At 67.3% G+C, this 15,691-nt stretch carries 13 protein-coding genes and 1 pseudogene; 4 read left to right on the top strand and 10 right to left on the bottom strand.

Going from position 1 to position 15,691, the window contains the following annotated elements; genetic code table 11:
* Positions 1-559: pseudogene (locus J0J10_RS23530) on the top strand (IS5 family transposase); the annotation flags it as partial.
* 65 nt (positions 560-624) lie between these two features.
* Here J0J10_RS23530 and araD read toward each other — a convergent pair.
* The 3 genes from araD to J0J10_RS23515 all read right to left on the bottom strand — a co-directional run bounded on the left by araD (position 625) and on the right by J0J10_RS23515 (position 4,052).
* On the bottom strand, positions 625-2,355 hold the full coding sequence (gene araD, locus J0J10_RS23525) for an L-arabinonate dehydratase (protein ID WP_291649668.1): 1,731 nt from the start codon (positions 2,353-2,355) through the stop codon (positions 625-627).
* A 70-nt stretch (positions 2,356-2,425) separates the two neighbouring features.
* Positions 2,426-3,358 (bottom strand): dihydrodipicolinate synthase family protein, encoded by a 933-nt coding sequence (locus J0J10_RS23520; RefSeq protein ID WP_291649665.1) that lies wholly within the window; start codon positions 3,356-3,358, stop codon positions 2,426-2,428.
* Positions 3,348-4,052, bottom strand: a complete 705-nt coding sequence (locus tag J0J10_RS23515) for a GntR family transcriptional regulator (RefSeq protein WP_291649663.1) — start codon at positions 4,050-4,052, stop codon at positions 3,348-3,350. Before J0J10_RS23515 ends, J0J10_RS23520 begins: the two co-directional genes overlap by 11 nt.
* Positions 4,053-4,265: 213 nt before the next feature.
* Here J0J10_RS23515 and J0J10_RS23510 point away from each other — a divergent pair, with 213 nt between their 5' ends.
* Together J0J10_RS23510 and J0J10_RS23505 are read left to right on the top strand one after the other, a co-directional pair.
* Positions 4,266-5,240 carry a Bug family tripartite tricarboxylate transporter substrate binding protein gene (locus J0J10_RS23510; protein WP_291649661.1) on the top strand — a complete coding sequence of 325 codons (975 nt, stop codon included), beginning with the start codon at positions 4,266-4,268 and terminating at the stop codon, positions 5,238-5,240.
* 164 nt (positions 5,241-5,404) lie between these two features.
* Positions 5,405-6,121 carry a ribonuclease activity regulator RraA gene (locus tag J0J10_RS23505; RefSeq protein WP_291649659.1) on the top strand — a complete coding sequence of 239 codons (717 nt, stop codon included), beginning with the start codon at positions 5,405-5,407 and terminating at the stop codon, positions 6,119-6,121.
* Positions 6,122-6,208: 87 nt separating this feature from the next.
* Here the strand turns inward: J0J10_RS23505 and J0J10_RS23500 are convergent, their stop codons facing one another.
* A complete protein-coding gene (locus J0J10_RS23500) occupies positions 6,209-7,240 on the bottom strand; it encodes an LLM class flavin-dependent oxidoreductase (protein ID WP_291649657.1) in 1,032 nt (343 codons plus the stop codon).
* 191 nt (positions 7,241-7,431) lie between these two features.
* Here J0J10_RS23500 and J0J10_RS23495 point away from each other — a divergent pair, with 191 nt between their 5' ends.
* Positions 7,432-8,985 (top strand): VOC family protein, encoded by a 1,554-nt coding sequence (locus J0J10_RS23495; RefSeq protein ID WP_291649655.1) that lies wholly within the window; start codon positions 7,432-7,434, stop codon positions 8,983-8,985.
* 28 nt (positions 8,986-9,013) lie between these two features.
* On the opposite strand, the gene J0J10_RS23490 is transcribed toward J0J10_RS23495, so the two are convergent.
* From J0J10_RS23490 to J0J10_RS23465, 6 genes are all read right to left on the bottom strand, one after another.
* The gene (locus J0J10_RS23490) at positions 9,014-9,208 is read right to left on the bottom strand and encodes a hypothetical protein (RefSeq protein ID WP_291633130.1); all 195 of its coding nucleotides are present in this window, start codon (positions 9,206-9,208) and stop codon (positions 9,014-9,016) included.
* A 154-nt stretch (positions 9,209-9,362) separates the two neighbouring features.
* Complete coding sequence (locus J0J10_RS23485) at positions 9,363-10,388, bottom strand: LacI family DNA-binding transcriptional regulator (protein ID WP_291649653.1); 1,026 nt, start codon at positions 10,386-10,388, stop codon at positions 9,363-9,365.
* 351 nt (positions 10,389-10,739) lie between these two features.
* On the bottom strand, positions 10,740-12,389 hold the full coding sequence (locus J0J10_RS23480) for a dipeptide ABC transporter ATP-binding protein (protein ID WP_291649651.1): 1,650 nt from the start codon (positions 12,387-12,389) through the stop codon (positions 10,740-10,742).
* A gap of 2 nt (positions 12,390-12,391) precedes the next feature.
* Entirely contained in the window at positions 12,392-13,237 is an 846-nt protein-coding gene (locus tag J0J10_RS23475; protein WP_291633136.1) for an ABC transporter permease, read from the bottom strand.
* Complete coding sequence (locus J0J10_RS23470; protein ID WP_291649649.1) at positions 13,221-14,180, bottom strand: ABC transporter permease; 960 nt, start codon at positions 14,178-14,180, stop codon at positions 13,221-13,223. Before J0J10_RS23470 ends, J0J10_RS23475 begins: the two co-directional genes overlap by 17 nt.
* Positions 14,180-15,685 carry an ABC transporter substrate-binding protein gene (locus J0J10_RS23465; RefSeq protein ID WP_291633140.1) on the bottom strand — a complete coding sequence of 502 codons (1,506 nt, stop codon included), beginning with the start codon at positions 15,683-15,685 and terminating at the stop codon, positions 14,180-14,182. The genes J0J10_RS23470 and J0J10_RS23465 overlap by 1 nt, the downstream gene beginning before the upstream one ends.
* Positions 15,686-15,691: the final 6 nt, after the last annotated feature.

Here is a 15,691-nt window from a genome sequence, read left to right as displayed (position 1 = left end):
CAAGACGCTCTACAACCGCTACGTCCGCTGGGCCGCCAAAGGCGTCTGGTTCGATCTCTTCCATGCTCTGGCGAGCGCCGGTGGTCCGCCGGCCCAGGTGCTCATTGACTCCTCCGCCGTGAAGGCACACCGCTCAGCCTCAGGTGGAAAAGGGGGGAACGCAACCAGGCCATCGGCCGCTCGCGCGGCGGGCGAACGACCAAAATCCACGCGCTGACCGATCGAGACTGCCGGCCCATCGCCTTCCTGCTCACCGGCGGCCAGGTCGCTGATTGCACGGCCGGATCAGCCTTGCTGAAGCAGATGCCGCCAGCGCGCATCCCTCATGGCGACAAGGGCTACGACAGCAATGCTATCCGCTGGCAGGTCGAGGAGAACGGCACGATGCCGAATATCCCGCCCAAGGCTAATCGCCGCTGGAAACCGTGACCGAAACGCCATCGAGCGCATGTTCTGCCGCCTCAAGGACTTCCGCCGTGTCGCAACCCGATACGACCGAAACGCCGTCAACTTCCTCGCCGCCGTCTGCATCGCAGCGACCGTCAGCTACTGGTTATGAGCCCGGGCCCTAGGGCAGACCGGGGCGGCCGGCGAGTCGCGGCGGCAACTCGCCGGTTCGCGGCCTCAGTGGATCTCCGGCTCGGCGATGCGGGCGGTGCCGGTAAGATAGTCGAAGTCGCAGCCCTTGTCGGCCTGCTGGATATGCGCCGCCGCCATCTTGCCGTAGCCGCGGGCATAGTCGCGGTCGGGCGGCAACCAGCTCTTCAGCCGTTCGGCGATCTCCGCGTCCGTCAGGTCGACCGAGATGCTGCGGGCCTCGACGTCGACGCTGATGATGTCGGCGGTCCGGACCGCCGCGAGCGGACCGCGGATATAGGCCTCCGGTGCGATGTGCAGGACGCAGGCGCCGTAGCTGGTGCCGGACATGCGGGCGTCCGAGAGCCGGAGCATGTCGCGCACGCCCTGCTTCAGCAGCTTCTTCGGGATCGGCAGCATGCCCCATTCCGGCATGCCGGGGCCGCCGACCGGGCCGCAGTTCTTCAGCACCATGATGTGGTCGGCGGTGACGTCGAGGTCCTCGTCGTTCACGGCCCGCATCATCGCGTCGTAGTCCTCGAAGACGAGGGCGGGGCCGCTGTGCCTGAGCAGGCGCGGCTCGGCGGCGGAAGGCTTGATGACGCAGCCATCGGGGGCGAGGTTGCCCTTGAGCACGGCGAGGCCGTTGGCGGTGGAGACGGCCCGGTCGAGCGGGCGGATGACGTTGTCGTCATAGACTCTGGCCAGCGCGATCGTCTCCGAGATCGGCTTGCCGGTCACGGTCATAGCGTCGGTGTGGAGCCTGCTCTCGAGCTGCTTCAGCAGGGCAGGGAGCCCGCCGGCATAGAAGAAGTCCTCCATCAGGAATTCGCCGGAAGGCCGCAGATTGGCGATCACCGGTACCTTGCGCGAGAATTCGTCGAAATCGTCGGGGATGAGAGGCACGCCGGCGCGCCCGGCCATGGCGACGAGGTGGATGATCGCGTTGGTCGAGCCAGCCACCGCCATGTGGACGGTAAGCGCGTTCTCGAAGCTCTTGCGGGTCAGGATGCGGTCCGGCGTCAGGTCTTCCCAGACCATCTCGACGATGCGCTTGCCGGCGGCCGCCGCCATGCGCGGATGGGCGGCGTCGGCGGCGGGGATGGCGGAGGCGCCGGGCAAGGTGAGGCCAAGCACCTCGGCATGGCTCATCATCGTCGCGGCAGTGCCCATCACCATGCAGGTGCCGTGCGAGCGGGCGATGCCGCTCTCCATCTCGCGCCATTGCTCGTCGGAGATGTTGCCGGCCTCCTTCTCGGCCCAGTATTTCCAGACATCGGCGCCGGAGCCGAGCGTCTTGCCGGCCCAGTTGCCGCGCAGCATCGGCCCGGCCGGCACGAAGATGAAGGGCAGGCCGGCGCTGCAGGCGCCCATGATCAGGGCCGGGGTCGACTTGTCGCAGCCGCCGAGCAGCACGGCGCCGTCGAGCGGATGGGAGCGGATCGATTCCTCCGCCTCCATCGCTAGGAAATTGCGATAGAGCATGGTCGTCGGCTTCTGGTACTGCTCGGAAGCCGACATCACCGGGATCTCGACCGGGAAGCCACCGGCCGCCCAGACCGCCCGCTTCACCGCCTCGGCACGGTCGCGCAGATGGGTGTGGCAGGGATTGATCTCGGACCAGGTGTTGAGGATGCCGATCACCGGCTTGCCCATGAACTCGTCATGGTTCAACCCCATTTGCAGGGCCCGCGAGCGATGGCCGAAGGAGCGCAGATCGCTCGCCCCGAACCAGCGCTTGGAGCGTAGCGTGTCGGGGGTCTTGCGGGGATGCGACATCGGCGTTTCCTCGAATTCTTGGTGCTCTAATTAGTGGTCGGGACGAGCCCGACCATGACGCTGTGATGGCCTACTCCGCCGCCGCCCGGCGGCTGCCCCAGCTCGAAACGATCGCCCGCAACTCGGCGCGCTCGCTCGCGTTGAGCTCCGGCAGGCCGGGCAGGCGCACGGGGCCGACATTGGTGCCGAGCAGGCCGAGCGCTTCCTTGACCACGGTGACATTGGCGCCATTGCCGTATTTGGTCCGCAGCTTCTCGAAGCCGGCGATGGCGTCGACCTCGCGACGCGCGGCGTCGTAATCGCCGGCCTCCAGCGCCCGCCAGATTGCCAGCGAGCGCTCGGGCGCGACATTGATCAGGCCTGAGGTGAAACCGCGCGCGCCGAGCGCGTAGAAGGGCGCGGCCCAGCCCTCGGCGAGGCCGCAGATCCAGTTGGCGCTGGAGCCTTGCGTCTCGCGGACGCAATCGGCCAGCAGCATCATGTTGGACGAGGCGAACTTCACGCCGGCGACGTTCGGGTGGTTCGCGACGCGGGCGAGGTCCTTCACGCCGATCGCGTCGGAGCGGACATAGGCGACGAGCGGGATCTCCAGTGCCTCGGCGATGGCGAGGAAATAATCGGCCTGGGATTGCGGCGCGGCGAAGGGATCGAGCGGATGATGCACCATCACCGCATCGCAGCCGGCCCTGGCGGCGAGCCTGCCGGTCGAGACCGCTTCGCGCAGCGAGCGGCCGATGCCGGCGGTAACCAGCGACTTGCCGGCGGCCGCCTCGGCCGCGACGGCATGGCTGCGCACCACCTCCTCGGTGGTCATCGGGTAGAACTCGCCGGTATTGCCGGCCGAGACGATGTTGTGGATGCCGGCTTCGGCGATACGGGCGACGATCTCGCCGGTCAGCGCCCAGTCGGCCTCGCCATCGCTCTTCCAGGCGGTGACGTGCACGCCGGAAATGCCACGCAGGGCCGTGCGCACCTTCTGCTGCCGTCCGCTCTCATTCGTCATAGGCCAATCCTTCCGCGTCGGCGCCGAAGACCTGGCGCACATGGCTCTTGGCGGAGCGCACGATGTGGCTCCGCATCCTCTGCTCGGCGAGTGCCGGATCATGGGCGGCGAGCGCTTCGAAAATGTCCTTGTGCTCGACATAGCCCTGGCGCCGTTCGGCCGGCTCGCCGAGCAGAGCGATGCGCTGGGCGTGGTCGTACATGCGCTGGCCATCGAGCCGGCGCTCGAGATAGGCGCAGCCAGAAATCCGGTGGATCATGCCGTGATAGGCCTCGTTCAGGGTGACGAGGTCCTCGAGCGCGCTGTGCTCGGTCGCATGCGCCATCTCGTCGATCAGGCCCGCCATCTCGGCGATCTCGGCATCGGCGATCCGGTTTGCGGCGATATGGGCCATGACGCTTTCGAGTGCGGCGCGGCCGAGCGCCATTTCCAGCGCCTGCCTGGCCGAGAATTCGACGAAGACGCCGCGGCGCGCCTCGGTGCGGACGAGGCCCTCGCTTTCGAGCCTGCGGATGGCATCCTTGACCGGGGTGGTCGAGACGCCGAGCAGGTCGGCAAGGTGGCGCTCGTTCAGGCGCTCACCATTGCGGAAATTGCCCGCGACGATCGCTCGGCGCAGGCGCTCATGCACATGCTCGCGCAGCGAGCGCAGCAGATGTGGCGAGACGGGTTCGATCGTGAGCGGTTCCGACATCTGAACTCCAGCCATCCGCTGATCGGGTTCCTCATGCAGGGCCGGGCGGACAGCGCCATTCCGCATCAGTCACCATAAAGCGCAAGCTGTATCAAGTCTGAAATTTCAGATTTCAAATCTCAAATCCCATGCTATGGGAAGAGCAAGACGCCCAAAAGAGGCGCGGCCCGAAGGCGCGCGACAGGGCGGCAAATGCCGAAGGGGAGGAAACAGATGACGAGGTTCACACGCCGGGCCTTGCTGGCCGGCGCGGCCAGCCTGATCGCGGCGCCGGCTCTGGCGCAGTCTGGCTATCCCGGCAGCAAGGTCGTCACCATCGTGGTGCCCTTTGCCGCGGGCGGTACCACCGACCTGCTCGGGCGCATCCTGGCCGACCGGCTCAGCGCCCGCCTCGGCGGCAAGTTCATTGTCGAGAACCGGCCGGGAGCCGGCGGCAATACCGGGGCCGCGGCGGTCGCCCGGTCCGATTCCGACGGCTACACGCTGACCATGGGTACGGTGTCGAGCCATGCGATCAACCCCGGCGTCTATGCCAGGATGCCCTATGATCACATCAAGGATTTCGCGCCGATCTCGCAGGTGGCGAGCGTGCCGAACATCCTGATGGTCAATCTCGATTTGCCGGCCAAGACCGTGCCGGAGCTGATCGAGCTCTCGAAGAAGAACCCCGGCAAGTACTCGTTCGGCTCGTCGGGGGCCGGTACCTCGACCCATATGGCGGCCGAGCTGTTCAAGGTCGCGACCGGCACCGATATGGCCCATGTGCCGTACCGCTCAAGCGGGCAGGTGACGCAGGACTTGCTCTCCGGCCAGATCCAGCTGACTTTCGACAACATCACCATCGCCTGGCCGCATGTCGAAGCCGGCAAGATTCGGGCGCTCGCCACGGCGACGCCGAAGCGCCTCGCGGTTGCGCCCGACCTGCCGGCGCTCTCCGAATTCATCCCGGGCTACGACGCCAGCTCATGGCACGGCTTCTTCGCGCCGGCGAAGGTGCCGCCGGAGATCGTCGCCAAGCTCTCGGCCGAGACCCAGGCGATCATGCGCGAGCCCGCGGTGATCGAGCAGCTGAAGAAGCTCGGCGTCGATGCGGTCGGCTCGACCCAGGCCGAGTTCACCGCCCACATCGCCAACGAGACCAAGCGTTGGGCCGAGGTGGCGCAGAAGGCGAATGTCCGGATCGAGTGATCTGTAGAACTATGTGACAACTACGCCGTCATCCCGGACGCAGCGAAGCGGAGCCTCGGGACCCATCGTAAGGCGCTGAGCCCTCGATGGATCCCGGGGCAAGCCCGGGATGACGGGTTCTGGCATGGCGTGCCGACTATCGGCCGCGAGAGGATGACGTTGACATGACCGCTACTGCGCTCACCCCCGAGAACCGCGAGAAGCTCAAGCGCGTCTCGACCGCGACCCTGACCACCGCCCTGTTCAAGCGCGGCTTCAGAAACGTCTTCATCCAGGATGTGCGGCCGCTCGATCCGAAGGCGCGCATGGTCGGAGAGGCCTATACGCTACGCTATATTCCGGCGCGCGAGGATCTCGACCATCTCGGCGTCTTCGCCGGCACCGAGCACCCGCAGCGCGTCGCGGTCGAGGCCTGCCCGCCCGGCCATGTCATGGTGATCGACAGCCGCAAGGATCCGCGCGCCGCCTCAGCCGGCTGCATCCTGGTCACGCGGTTGATGCAGCGCGGCGTCGCCGGCATCGTCAGCGATGGCGGCTTCCGCGACAGCCCGGACATCGCGGCGCTCGGCTTCCCGGCCTATCACAACCGGCCGAGCGCCCCGACCAACCTGATCCAGCACCACGCGCTCGACCTCAACGCGCCGATCGGCTGCGGCGACGTCCCGGTCTATCCCGGCGACATCATCGTCGGCGACGGCGAGGGTGTCTGCGTCATCCCGGCCCATCTCGCCAACGAGGTCGCGGCGGAGGCCTATGAGCAGACAGCCTATGAGGACTTCGTCGAGGAGAAGGTGCGCGAGGGGCGCGGCATTTTCGGGCTCTACCCGGCCGATGACGAGACCAAGGCCGAATTTGCGAAATGGCGGCCCGGCTGGAAGTGAGGGCTGCGCGCCGCCGATGAACGCGTGCCACCGCTCCGGAGAAGTGGCCGAAGCCGCGCGGGACCGATTCCCCGCGCGGTCGGTGGTTCAGCCGAGCATCTCCCGCACCAGCGGCATGACCTCGCGGCCATAGAGCGCGATGCAGCGCATCATCTTCTCATGCGCCAGCGGGCCGGCACTGATCTTGAGCTGGAAGCGCGACAGGCCGAGGCCCTTGGCGGTCGCCGCGATCTTGCGGGCGACCGTCTCGGGCGAGCCGAGATAGAGCGAGCCGCCGGCGACCTCGCGCTCGAACTCCTCGCGCGCCATCGGCGCCCAGCCGCGCTCGCCGCCGATCCGGTCGCGCATCTGCTTGTAGGCGGGGAAGAACTCCTCGACGGCCTCAGCATCGCTGTCGGCGATATAGCCGGGCGAGTGCACGCCGACCGGGCGCACGGGCCGGCCGAGGCGCTCGAAGGCATCGTGATAGAGATCGACGAAGGGCCGGAAGCGCTGCGGCGGCCCGCCGATGATGGCGAGCATCATCGGCAAATCGTAGCGGGCGGCCCGGATGACCGATTCCGGGCTACCGCCGACGCCGACCCAGGTCGTGAGCCCACCCTTCTCTATCGGCGGGAAGACCTGCTGGTCGCGCAGCGGCGGGCGCAAGTTTCCCCGCCAGGTCACGCTCGTCTTGCGGATCAACTCGGCGAAGAGGTCGAGCTTCTCCTCGAACAGCGCCTCATACTGGCGCAAGTCGAAGCCGAACAGCGGGAAGGATTCGGTGAAGGAGCCGCGGCCGAGAATGACCTCGGCACGGCCATTGGAGAGCGCATCGACGGTCGAGAAGCGCTGGAAGACGCGGATCGGGTCGTCCGAGCTGAGCACCGTCACGGCGGAGCCGAGGCGGATGCGGCTAGTGCGCGTCGCGATGCCGGCGAGTACGGTCTCGGGCGAGGATACCGCGAAATCGGCGCGGTGATGTTCGCCGATGCCGAAGAAATCGATGCCGAGTTCGTCGGCGAGAGCGCCCTGGTCGACAAGGTCGCGGATCACCTGCGCATGCGGTTTCAGCGCGCCGTCCGGGCCGGCGGTGACGTCGCCGAAGGTGTCGAGGCCAAGCTGGAGTTGCGTCGTCATCTCGTTTCCCTTCGAGGCGCGTCCGGACCTCCCGCTGAGTTGTGTGCCGCTCGCGCCGCCGTCAATACGCGCAGCGCAGCGATGGAGGACAGGCGGTGCGCTCGCGCCCGACGTCGTCGGCAGGCTCGACGCGCGGCGCCGATGCGGGCAAGAGATCGAACTCTTGTTGCCACGGCAGAGCGGACGCGGTCATGACCTCCGGGATCCACCATCTCACGCTGATCACGCGCGACGTGCAGGCCAATATCGACTTCTATGCCGGTTTCCTCGGCCTGCGGCTGGTGAAGCAGACGGGCGGCTATGAGGACGCCGAGCAGCTTCATCTGTTCTATGGCGACCGGCTGGGGACGCCGGGCTCGCTGATCACCTTCCTGGTCTGGCAGGATGGCTCGGCCGGGCGCGTCGGCCATGGCCAGGTGAGCGAGATCGCGCTCGCCGTGCCGCCGGCCAGCATCGGCTTCTGGCTGACGCGGGCGCTGACGCGGCAGGTGCCGACCGCAGGACCCCGGCAGGAATTCGGCGAACCGGTGCTGCGGCTGCGCGATCCCGACGGGGTGGTGGTGAAGCTGGTCGGCGTCGAGATGCCGGCGGCTTCGCCCTGGCTGTCGCCCGGTATCGAGCCGGGCGATGCGATCCTGCGGCTGCGCGGCGCGACGATCCTTTCGGAGACGCCGGAGGAAACCGCGCATTTCGTCGGGCGCTTCGGCTATGAGGCGGCTGCGAAGGCCGATGGCGTCCAGCGTCTGGTCTCCGGAAGCGGCGATGTCATCGATGTTCAGGAGGCCGCGGGGTTCTGGCCGGGCGCGCCGGGCACCGGCGTCGCCGACCATGTCGCCTTCCGGGCGGAAGACGTGGCGGCTGTTACCGCGGCGGAAGCCTCGCTGGCGCGTCTCAACTCCTCAATCACCAACCGGCACGACCGGAAATATTTCACCTCGCTCTATGTGCGCGAGCCCGGCGGCACGCTGATCGAACTGGCGACGGACGGGCCGGGCTTCACCGTCGACGAGGCGGAGCCGGAGCTCGGCAAGACGCTGATGGTTCCGCCTTCCGATGCCGAGCGCGCCGAGGCGATCCGGGTGATGCTACCGCAATTCGCGCTGCCGGGGGAGCCGCGCCCGACTTATCGCGACCTGCCCTTCGTCCATCGTTTCCATGTGCCGGAGCAGGATGACGGCAGCACGATCGTGCTCCTGCACGGCACCGGCGGCAGCGAGGCGGACCTGATGCCGCTTGCCCGCCGCGCCGCGCCGCGCGCCGGACTGCTCGGCCTGCGCGGGCGCAGCACCGAGGAGGGGACGGCACGCTGGTTTCGCCGCCTCGGTGAAGGCAGGTTCGACCAGGCCGATATCCGCACCGAAGCGGAGGCGTTCGCCGCCTTCGTCGAGGAGGCCGTCAAGGCGTACGGGCTCGATCCGGATCGGACGACCTGGCTCGGCTATTCCAACGGCGCGAATTTCCTCGCCGCGGCGATGCGGCTCCATCCCGGCCTCATCCGCAAAGCCGTGCTGCTGCGGGCGATCGACGTGCTGGAGGAGCAGCCTCAGGCCGATCTCTCGGACAGCGCGACGCTGATCGTCGCCGGCGCATCCGATCCCTATGCGCCCGGCGCAGCGGCACTGGCGGAGCAGCTTCGCAAGGCCGGCGGGCATGTCGCACTGGCCCGGATCGATGCCGGCCACGCGCTTGCCGACGCTGACGCCGGGACGATCAAGGCCTGGCTCGCCGGTGCGCCGGCGAAATAGCGGCGCCCCGCCGGGCCGGCGCCATGCCTCAACCCGTCTTGCCGCCCAGCGCTTCGCGTTCCTTCAGCAGCGTGTTGAGACGCTGCTGAAGATCGTCAAGCCTCGCCGCGATGCTCTCTTCGGTGGCGGAGCCCGAAGCAGCCGTTGCCTGCTCCATCAGGTCTGAAATGGTTCGCCGGAGAAGCGCGATCCGTTCGTCTAGAGTTGTCATGGCGTCAGACACGGCCCACCACTCCTTCCGTTTCGCGACCACAGGCAAAGGCGTCCGCGTCGCTGCAGCCCAAGCAGCAGACCACCGGGCTGCGCATTTGTACAGATGACGCACGGGCGAGCCGGGATGGCCAGGGCGAGGCAATGGCCGACATCAGCGTTGCCGGCTACCGGGAAGCTCGTACGGGACCCGTAGAGCCGCGGATCACGACCGCTTCATAGGGCAGGACGACATTGGTTTCCGTGACGCTGCGCCCCTCGACCAGATCGATCAGGATGCTGGTGGCGCGGTACCCGAGCTCTTCGAGGGGATAGCGGACCGCGGTGAGCGGCGGCTGCAGCAATTCTGCGACCGGCCCATCATAGAAGCTGGCGATCGAAAGATCTGCTGGCACGGACAGGCCATGACGGCCCGCCGCGACGATGGCGCCGGCCGCCACCAGGTGGTTGGTCGCGAAGACGGCCGTTGGCGGGGAGGGCAGGCGAAGCAACTGTTCCAGGCCGGTCTCGCCGCCTTCGCGAAAATAGCCTGTATCGACGATCAGGGCGGGGTCGAGGGCCACGCAGACTTCCTCTAGCGCCGCCTTGTAACCGGCCAGACGCCGAATGCCGAGAAAACGCTCGGAAGGACCCAGGAAGCCGATGCGCCGGTGCCCGAGATCCGTCAGATGCCGGACGACCGCCAGGACGCCACCCGTATCGTCGAGAACGACATGAGGCTGCTCCTCGTCGCGGTAGCGGTTCAGCAGGACGTAAGGAGCGTCGAGGTCGCGCAGGGCGGCAAAAGCCTCGGTTTCCCGGCGCCCGGCGGTTATGAGGAAGCCGTCGACCCGGTTCTTCTCGAGCAATCGTGCAGGGAGCTCGGGGTCGTCGCCGTCCGGGCCGACGCCGCCGAGCAGCATGGAATAGCCACGCTCATGCGCGGCCTTTTGCGCGCCCTGGATCATGGCGGCGAAAGCTGGACTGTGGATCTCGGGAAGGATCATCGCCAGACTGCCGGTGCGCGCGGTTCTCAGGCTGCGCGCATGCGGATTGGGAGAATATCCGAGCTCGGCGATCTTGCGCAGCACCGCCTCCCGGGTCTCCTCGCGGACGTTGAGCGAGGGATCCTTGTTGAGGATCCGGGAAACGGCGCCGATCGATATGCCGACCGCATTGGCGACGTCGGAGATGGTTGCGCGCCTGGATGACATGATCCTACGAATTTGCCTGTTCGCCGACGCCTTCTTTGACGAAATGCCGGGCCTTCGTCCAGTTCAGCCGGTCGGCCGCCGCAAAGCGACCGGCAGATGGTCTCGACGGTCGCGGCCGCAATGCAACCGGCTTCGCGCTCGGGCGAAGCGGAATGGTCGCGCAGATCCTGGCGCATCTCCGCGTTCCTTCGAAGCGTGCAAATGCGCCAGGCCCTTATTCTATCGCATCTTCCTCCCGCGGATCGATACCCGCCCTGCACCGAACACGCTCCCGGGCGGGCAGCCCGTCCTCCGGCGCGGGCTGTGCGTGCGGCATCGCGTTCTCCAGGAGTTATCGCCGGGAACGTCGCGTCAGGCCCCGGCCATGGCGCGTGCAGTCGAAAGGCCCTCGGAAATGAAGGGCGGTACGGATGCCAGAAGTTCCCGCGTATAGGCCTCCCGGGGAGCGGCGATCACCTGCCCGACACTGCCTTCCTCGACGATGCGCCCACCCCGCATGACGACGACGCGGTCGGAGATCTGCGAGATCACGGCGAGGTCGTGAGAGACGAACAGGATCGCGACATTGAGGCGATCGCGCAGGTCCTTGATCAGATCCAGGATCGAGGCCTGCACCGACACGTCGAGCGCCGAGGTGACTTCGTCGCAGATCAGGATCTCGGGTTCGAGCGCCAGCGCCCGGGCGATGCCGATCCGCTGCTTCTCGCCGCCGCTGAGCTGGTGGGGATAGCGGCTGACATAGGTCTCGGGCAGACGCACCAGGGCCAGAAGCTCCTTGACCCGCTGGTCGGCCTCGCGCTTCGATTTTCCGACCAGCCGGAGCGGCCGGCCGAGGATCTCGCCGATCCGGTGCCGGGGATTGAGCGAGGAGTCGGGGTTCTGGAAGACCATCTGGATGCGTCGGTCAGACCGGTCGGCCCGCGGGTTGGTCGCTCGGCCGTCGAGGCGGATCTCGCCGGATTGCGGCGCATAGATCCCGACCAGGCAGCGCCCGAGAGTCGATTTCCCCGAGCCGCTCTCCCCCACGAGGCCGACGATCTCGGCCTTTCGCAGGGACAAGGAGACGTTCGCCAACGCCTGGACGGCGTTGCCCTCGGCGCCGAGGAGTCGGGAGATCAGGCCCGGGCGCCCGCCGAAGCTCAGCGAGACGTCGCGAGCCTCGATCACCTCGGCTTGCGGCGCTTCCTCGTTCGCCGGGCCTGGAGCCGGAGTCGCGGGTTTCAGGAGGCGTGGGAGGGAGCCGAGGAGCTTTTGCGTATAGGCATGGTTCGGGCGCCGGAGCACCTGTTCCGCAGCGCCGGCTTCGACGACGCGGCCGGACTGCATCACGGTGACGGAAGAGCAGAGCTGCTCGACGATGCCGAGATTGTGGCTGATGAACAGCATGCTCAGGCCGCGTGTCTTCTGCAACTCGGCCAGGAGCCGCAGGATATGCGCCTCGACCGTCACGTCGAGCGCGGTCGTCGGTTCATCAAGAACCAGCAATTTCGGCGAGCAGGCGAGGGCCGAGGCGATCACGATCCGCTGTTTCATGCCGCCTGAGAGCTGGTGCGGATAGGCATCGTAAAGCTCCGAGGCGCGGGGCAGCTTGACCTCGTCCATCAGCCGCAAGCCTTCGCACCGTGCCGCGCCGGCGTCGACGAGACCGCGCTCCACGAGGACCTCGGTGAGCTGCTGCCCGACTGTCAGGCAAGGGTTCAAGGTCGTGAAGGGGTCCTGGAACACCATGGCGATGGACTTGCCGCGCAGTCGCCTGCGCTCTTCGGCAGACATGGCGAGAAGCTCGTTTCCTTCGAAGGATACCGAGCCTCGGGTGACGCGGGCACCGGGTGGCAACAGCCCCATCACGGTCCATGCGACGGTGCTCTTGCCCGAGCCGCTCTCTCCGACCACGCCGACGGCCTGGCCGGTCGCGATCTCGAGGTCGACGCCGTGAAGCGTGGGCTGCGACCCGGCGCCGTAGACGAGTTGCAGGTCTTTGATTTCTAGGATCGCCGACATGGTTACGCCCCCGGCTGGCTGCGGACGTCCAGGAACTGGCGCAGGCCTTCCCCGACGAGGTTGATCGAGATCACGGTCACGCAGAGCGCGACGCCAGGCGCCAATGCGATCCAGGGGGCCTGTTCGAGATAGGGGCGTGCTTCCGCGATCATCAGCCCCCAGTCGGAGGAAGGCGGCTGCGTGCCCAGGCCGAGGAAGCTGAACACCGCCCCCAGCAGGATCGCGAAGCTGATCCGCAGCGATGTCTCCACCACCAGCGGCGGCAGCGCATTCGGCAGGATCTCGCGGAACAGGATCCAGCCCAGCCCCTCGCCGCGGGTGCGCGCCGCCAGGATGAACTCCTCCTGGGCTAGGGACAGCGCGACGCTGCGTGAAAGCCGGATGAGGATCGGGATGTAGATGATCCCCACGGCGAGCGCGGCCTTCCAGACGCCCGGGCTGGTCGAAGCCAGGATCAGCAGCCCCAGCATGACCGGAGGTATCGAGACGAGGATGTCGACGGTGCGCATGATGGCATCGTCCAGGCGGCCCCGCATATAGCCTCCGAGCAGGCCCAGCGGCACCCCGATCGCGAAAGCGAACGCCGTCGCGGCGACGCCGAGGCCGATCGAGGTCGAGGCGCCGTGCAAGGTCCTGCTGAGGACGTCGCGGCCGAATTCGTCGGTGCCGAGCAAATGGACTGCGTCGGGCGCCTTCATGCGCGCGGTCACATCCATCGCGTCGAAATCGAAGGCGGTGATGAAAGGCGCTGCGAGGGACGCCATCAGGATCGCGAGCAGCAGGCTGCTGCCGATCACGAGTGGAAGGGGCAGCCGCGGCCGCGCGCGGAGTTCAGCGGACGCCAGCATGACCGGTCCTCAGACGTGGATCGAGAGCGAGATAGCAGAGGTCGGCGATCAGGTTCGCGAAGGCGTAGATCACGGTCACCGTGAGGACGCTCGCCTGCAGCACGGGCAGGTCCTTCTGTTCGACGGCCGTGATCATCAGCCGACCCAGGCCCGGATAGGAGAACACGGTCTCGACCACGACGATGCCGCCCATGAGGATGCCGAGATCGAGGGTCAGCACGGTGACCGTCGGGATCAGGGCGTTGCGCAGGGCGTGGCGCGTGATGACCTTGCGCTCGCTCAGACCCTTTGCTCTGGCAGCCCTGACATAGGAGGCGCCCAGGGTTTCGATCATGCTCGCGCGCTGGAGGCTCGCGACATGTGCGAACAGGCCGACGACCAGCGTCGCGACCGGCAGGATCAGGTGGGAGAGCCAGTTCAGCACGCCCCCGCTGATCGGCGTGTAGCCGGTCGCCGGGAGCCAGCCGAGATGCCCGGAGAACAGGAGCACGAGGACGATCGCGATGAAGAACTGCGGCATGGCCACCGACAGCCAGGTCACGACGAGCGCGACGCGATCGAACCAGCCGCCGGCCCTTACGCCGGACACCACGCCGACGACCACGCCGATCAGCGCGACCAGCAGGAAGGAGACGCCGGCCAGTTGAGCCGACCGGCCCAGGGCCTCGGCGACGAGCGGGCCGACGGGCCGGCTCATCACCATGGAGGTCCCCAGATCGCCTTGCAGCGCCGCGCCGGCCCAGCGGAGGAATTGCTGCCACATCGGGTCGTTCAGGCCGAGCCTAGTCTCGATGGCCGCGATCTGATCGGGCGTGGCGAACTGCCCGGCGATGACATAGGCGACGTTGCCGGGCAGGACCTGCGTGATCCCGAAGATGACGACCGACATGGCCAGGATCGTGAAGACGATCTGGCCGAGCCGGCGGGTGAGGTATCCTGCCATCACGGAGCCTTGACGTTCTCGACATCAGCGAGGTCGAGCCACAGGAAGGGGTTCGTCCGATAGTTCTTGACCGAGGTCCGGTAGGCTGTGGCGACGTTCGAGACGTAGGCGATGATGCCGGGAACCTCGTCGACCATGATCTGCTGATACTGCCGGTAGAGATCGCGCTGCTTGTCCACGGCCGGCGTGCGACGCGCCTCGTCCAGGACCGCGTCCATGCGCGGGCTGCTGTAGCGCCACATCCGGCCGTTCCAGGCGCCCTTGCTGTGGAACCAGGGATAGACCGCGGCATCGATGACGGTTCTCGCGAAGAAGCCGTCGACATACATCGGGGCGATGCCTGCGATCTCGGTGCTGTACCGGTTGTAGGGCACCCGCTGGACGGCAACCTGAATGCCGATCTGCCGCAGAAGCTGCTGGGCCACTACGCCCAGGCGCTCGCGAGCCGGGCGGCCGACGGGGACGGTGATATCCAGCTTGAAGCCGTTCGGGTGCCCGGCTTCGGCCATCAGGCGCTTGGCCTCGGCTATGTTGGGTTGGAAGCCGATCGCCTTGTTGAAGGCCGGGTCGGTCGGCGCGATCGGGGAATGGGTCGGCTCGCCCTGGCCGTCGAGCGCGAACTGCACGAGCGCGCGCTTGTCGAGCGTCAGATAGACGGCTCTGCGTACGCGGACGTCGTTGAAGGGCGGCTTGGTGTTGTTCAGGACGAAACCGTCCCAGGTGCCGCTCGGCCTGGCATCGACCGCGACGTCGGGATTGCGCTTGAGATCGGGAATCGTCTCCAGCGGCGCGTTCCAGATCATGTCGATGTCGCCGGCCCGCAAGGCGGCGACGCGAGAGGCCGCTTCCGGGATGATGCGCAGCACGACCTTGTCGAGCTTGATCCTGTCGGCGCCGTAATAGTCGGGATTGCGCTCCAGCTCGACGGAATCGCCGGGCGTGTACTTGACGAAGCGGAACGGACCCGTGCCGCTCGGGCTGGTCTTGATGCTGTCGGCGCGGTCGGATGCGAGGATGCGCATATGGCGGCCGGTCAGCAGTTCCGGAAAGCTCGCATAGGGCACGCTGAGCTTGAAGCGAACCGTCATGTCGTCGACCGCCTCGACGCTTTCGACTAGGCCGAGATCGGACCTCGCGCCGGAGCCGGTCCCCGGCTCCAGGATGCGGCGGAAGGTGAAGACGACGTCTTCGGACGTCAGGGGCTTGCCATGCTGGAAACGCACGCCGGGACGCAGCTTGAAATCCCAGGACTTCAGGTCCGCGGAGGCCTGCGAGCTGACGGCAAGGTCCGGATAGACCTTGCCGTCAGCGTCCGTCCCCATCAGCGCGCTGAAGACCAGGCCGCTATAGACATATTCCTCCCCGAAGGTCGCGGTGGCGGGATCGAGGGTGTTGAGGTTGGTGCTCAATGCGACCTTCAGATCGGCCGCCGCCGCGGAGCCGATCAGGCCTCCGAGCGCGGCGACGATGAGACAGGCACGCGAGACGGTGAAGAAGCCGGGCATCAATGT

The organism is Allobosea sp., from assembly GCF_017308075.1.
GTDB lineage: Bacteria > Pseudomonadota > Alphaproteobacteria > Rhizobiales > Beijerinckiaceae > Allobosea.
Note: the sequence above shows the minus strand (reverse complement) of the source record. Positions and strands in the feature narration are given on the sequence as shown.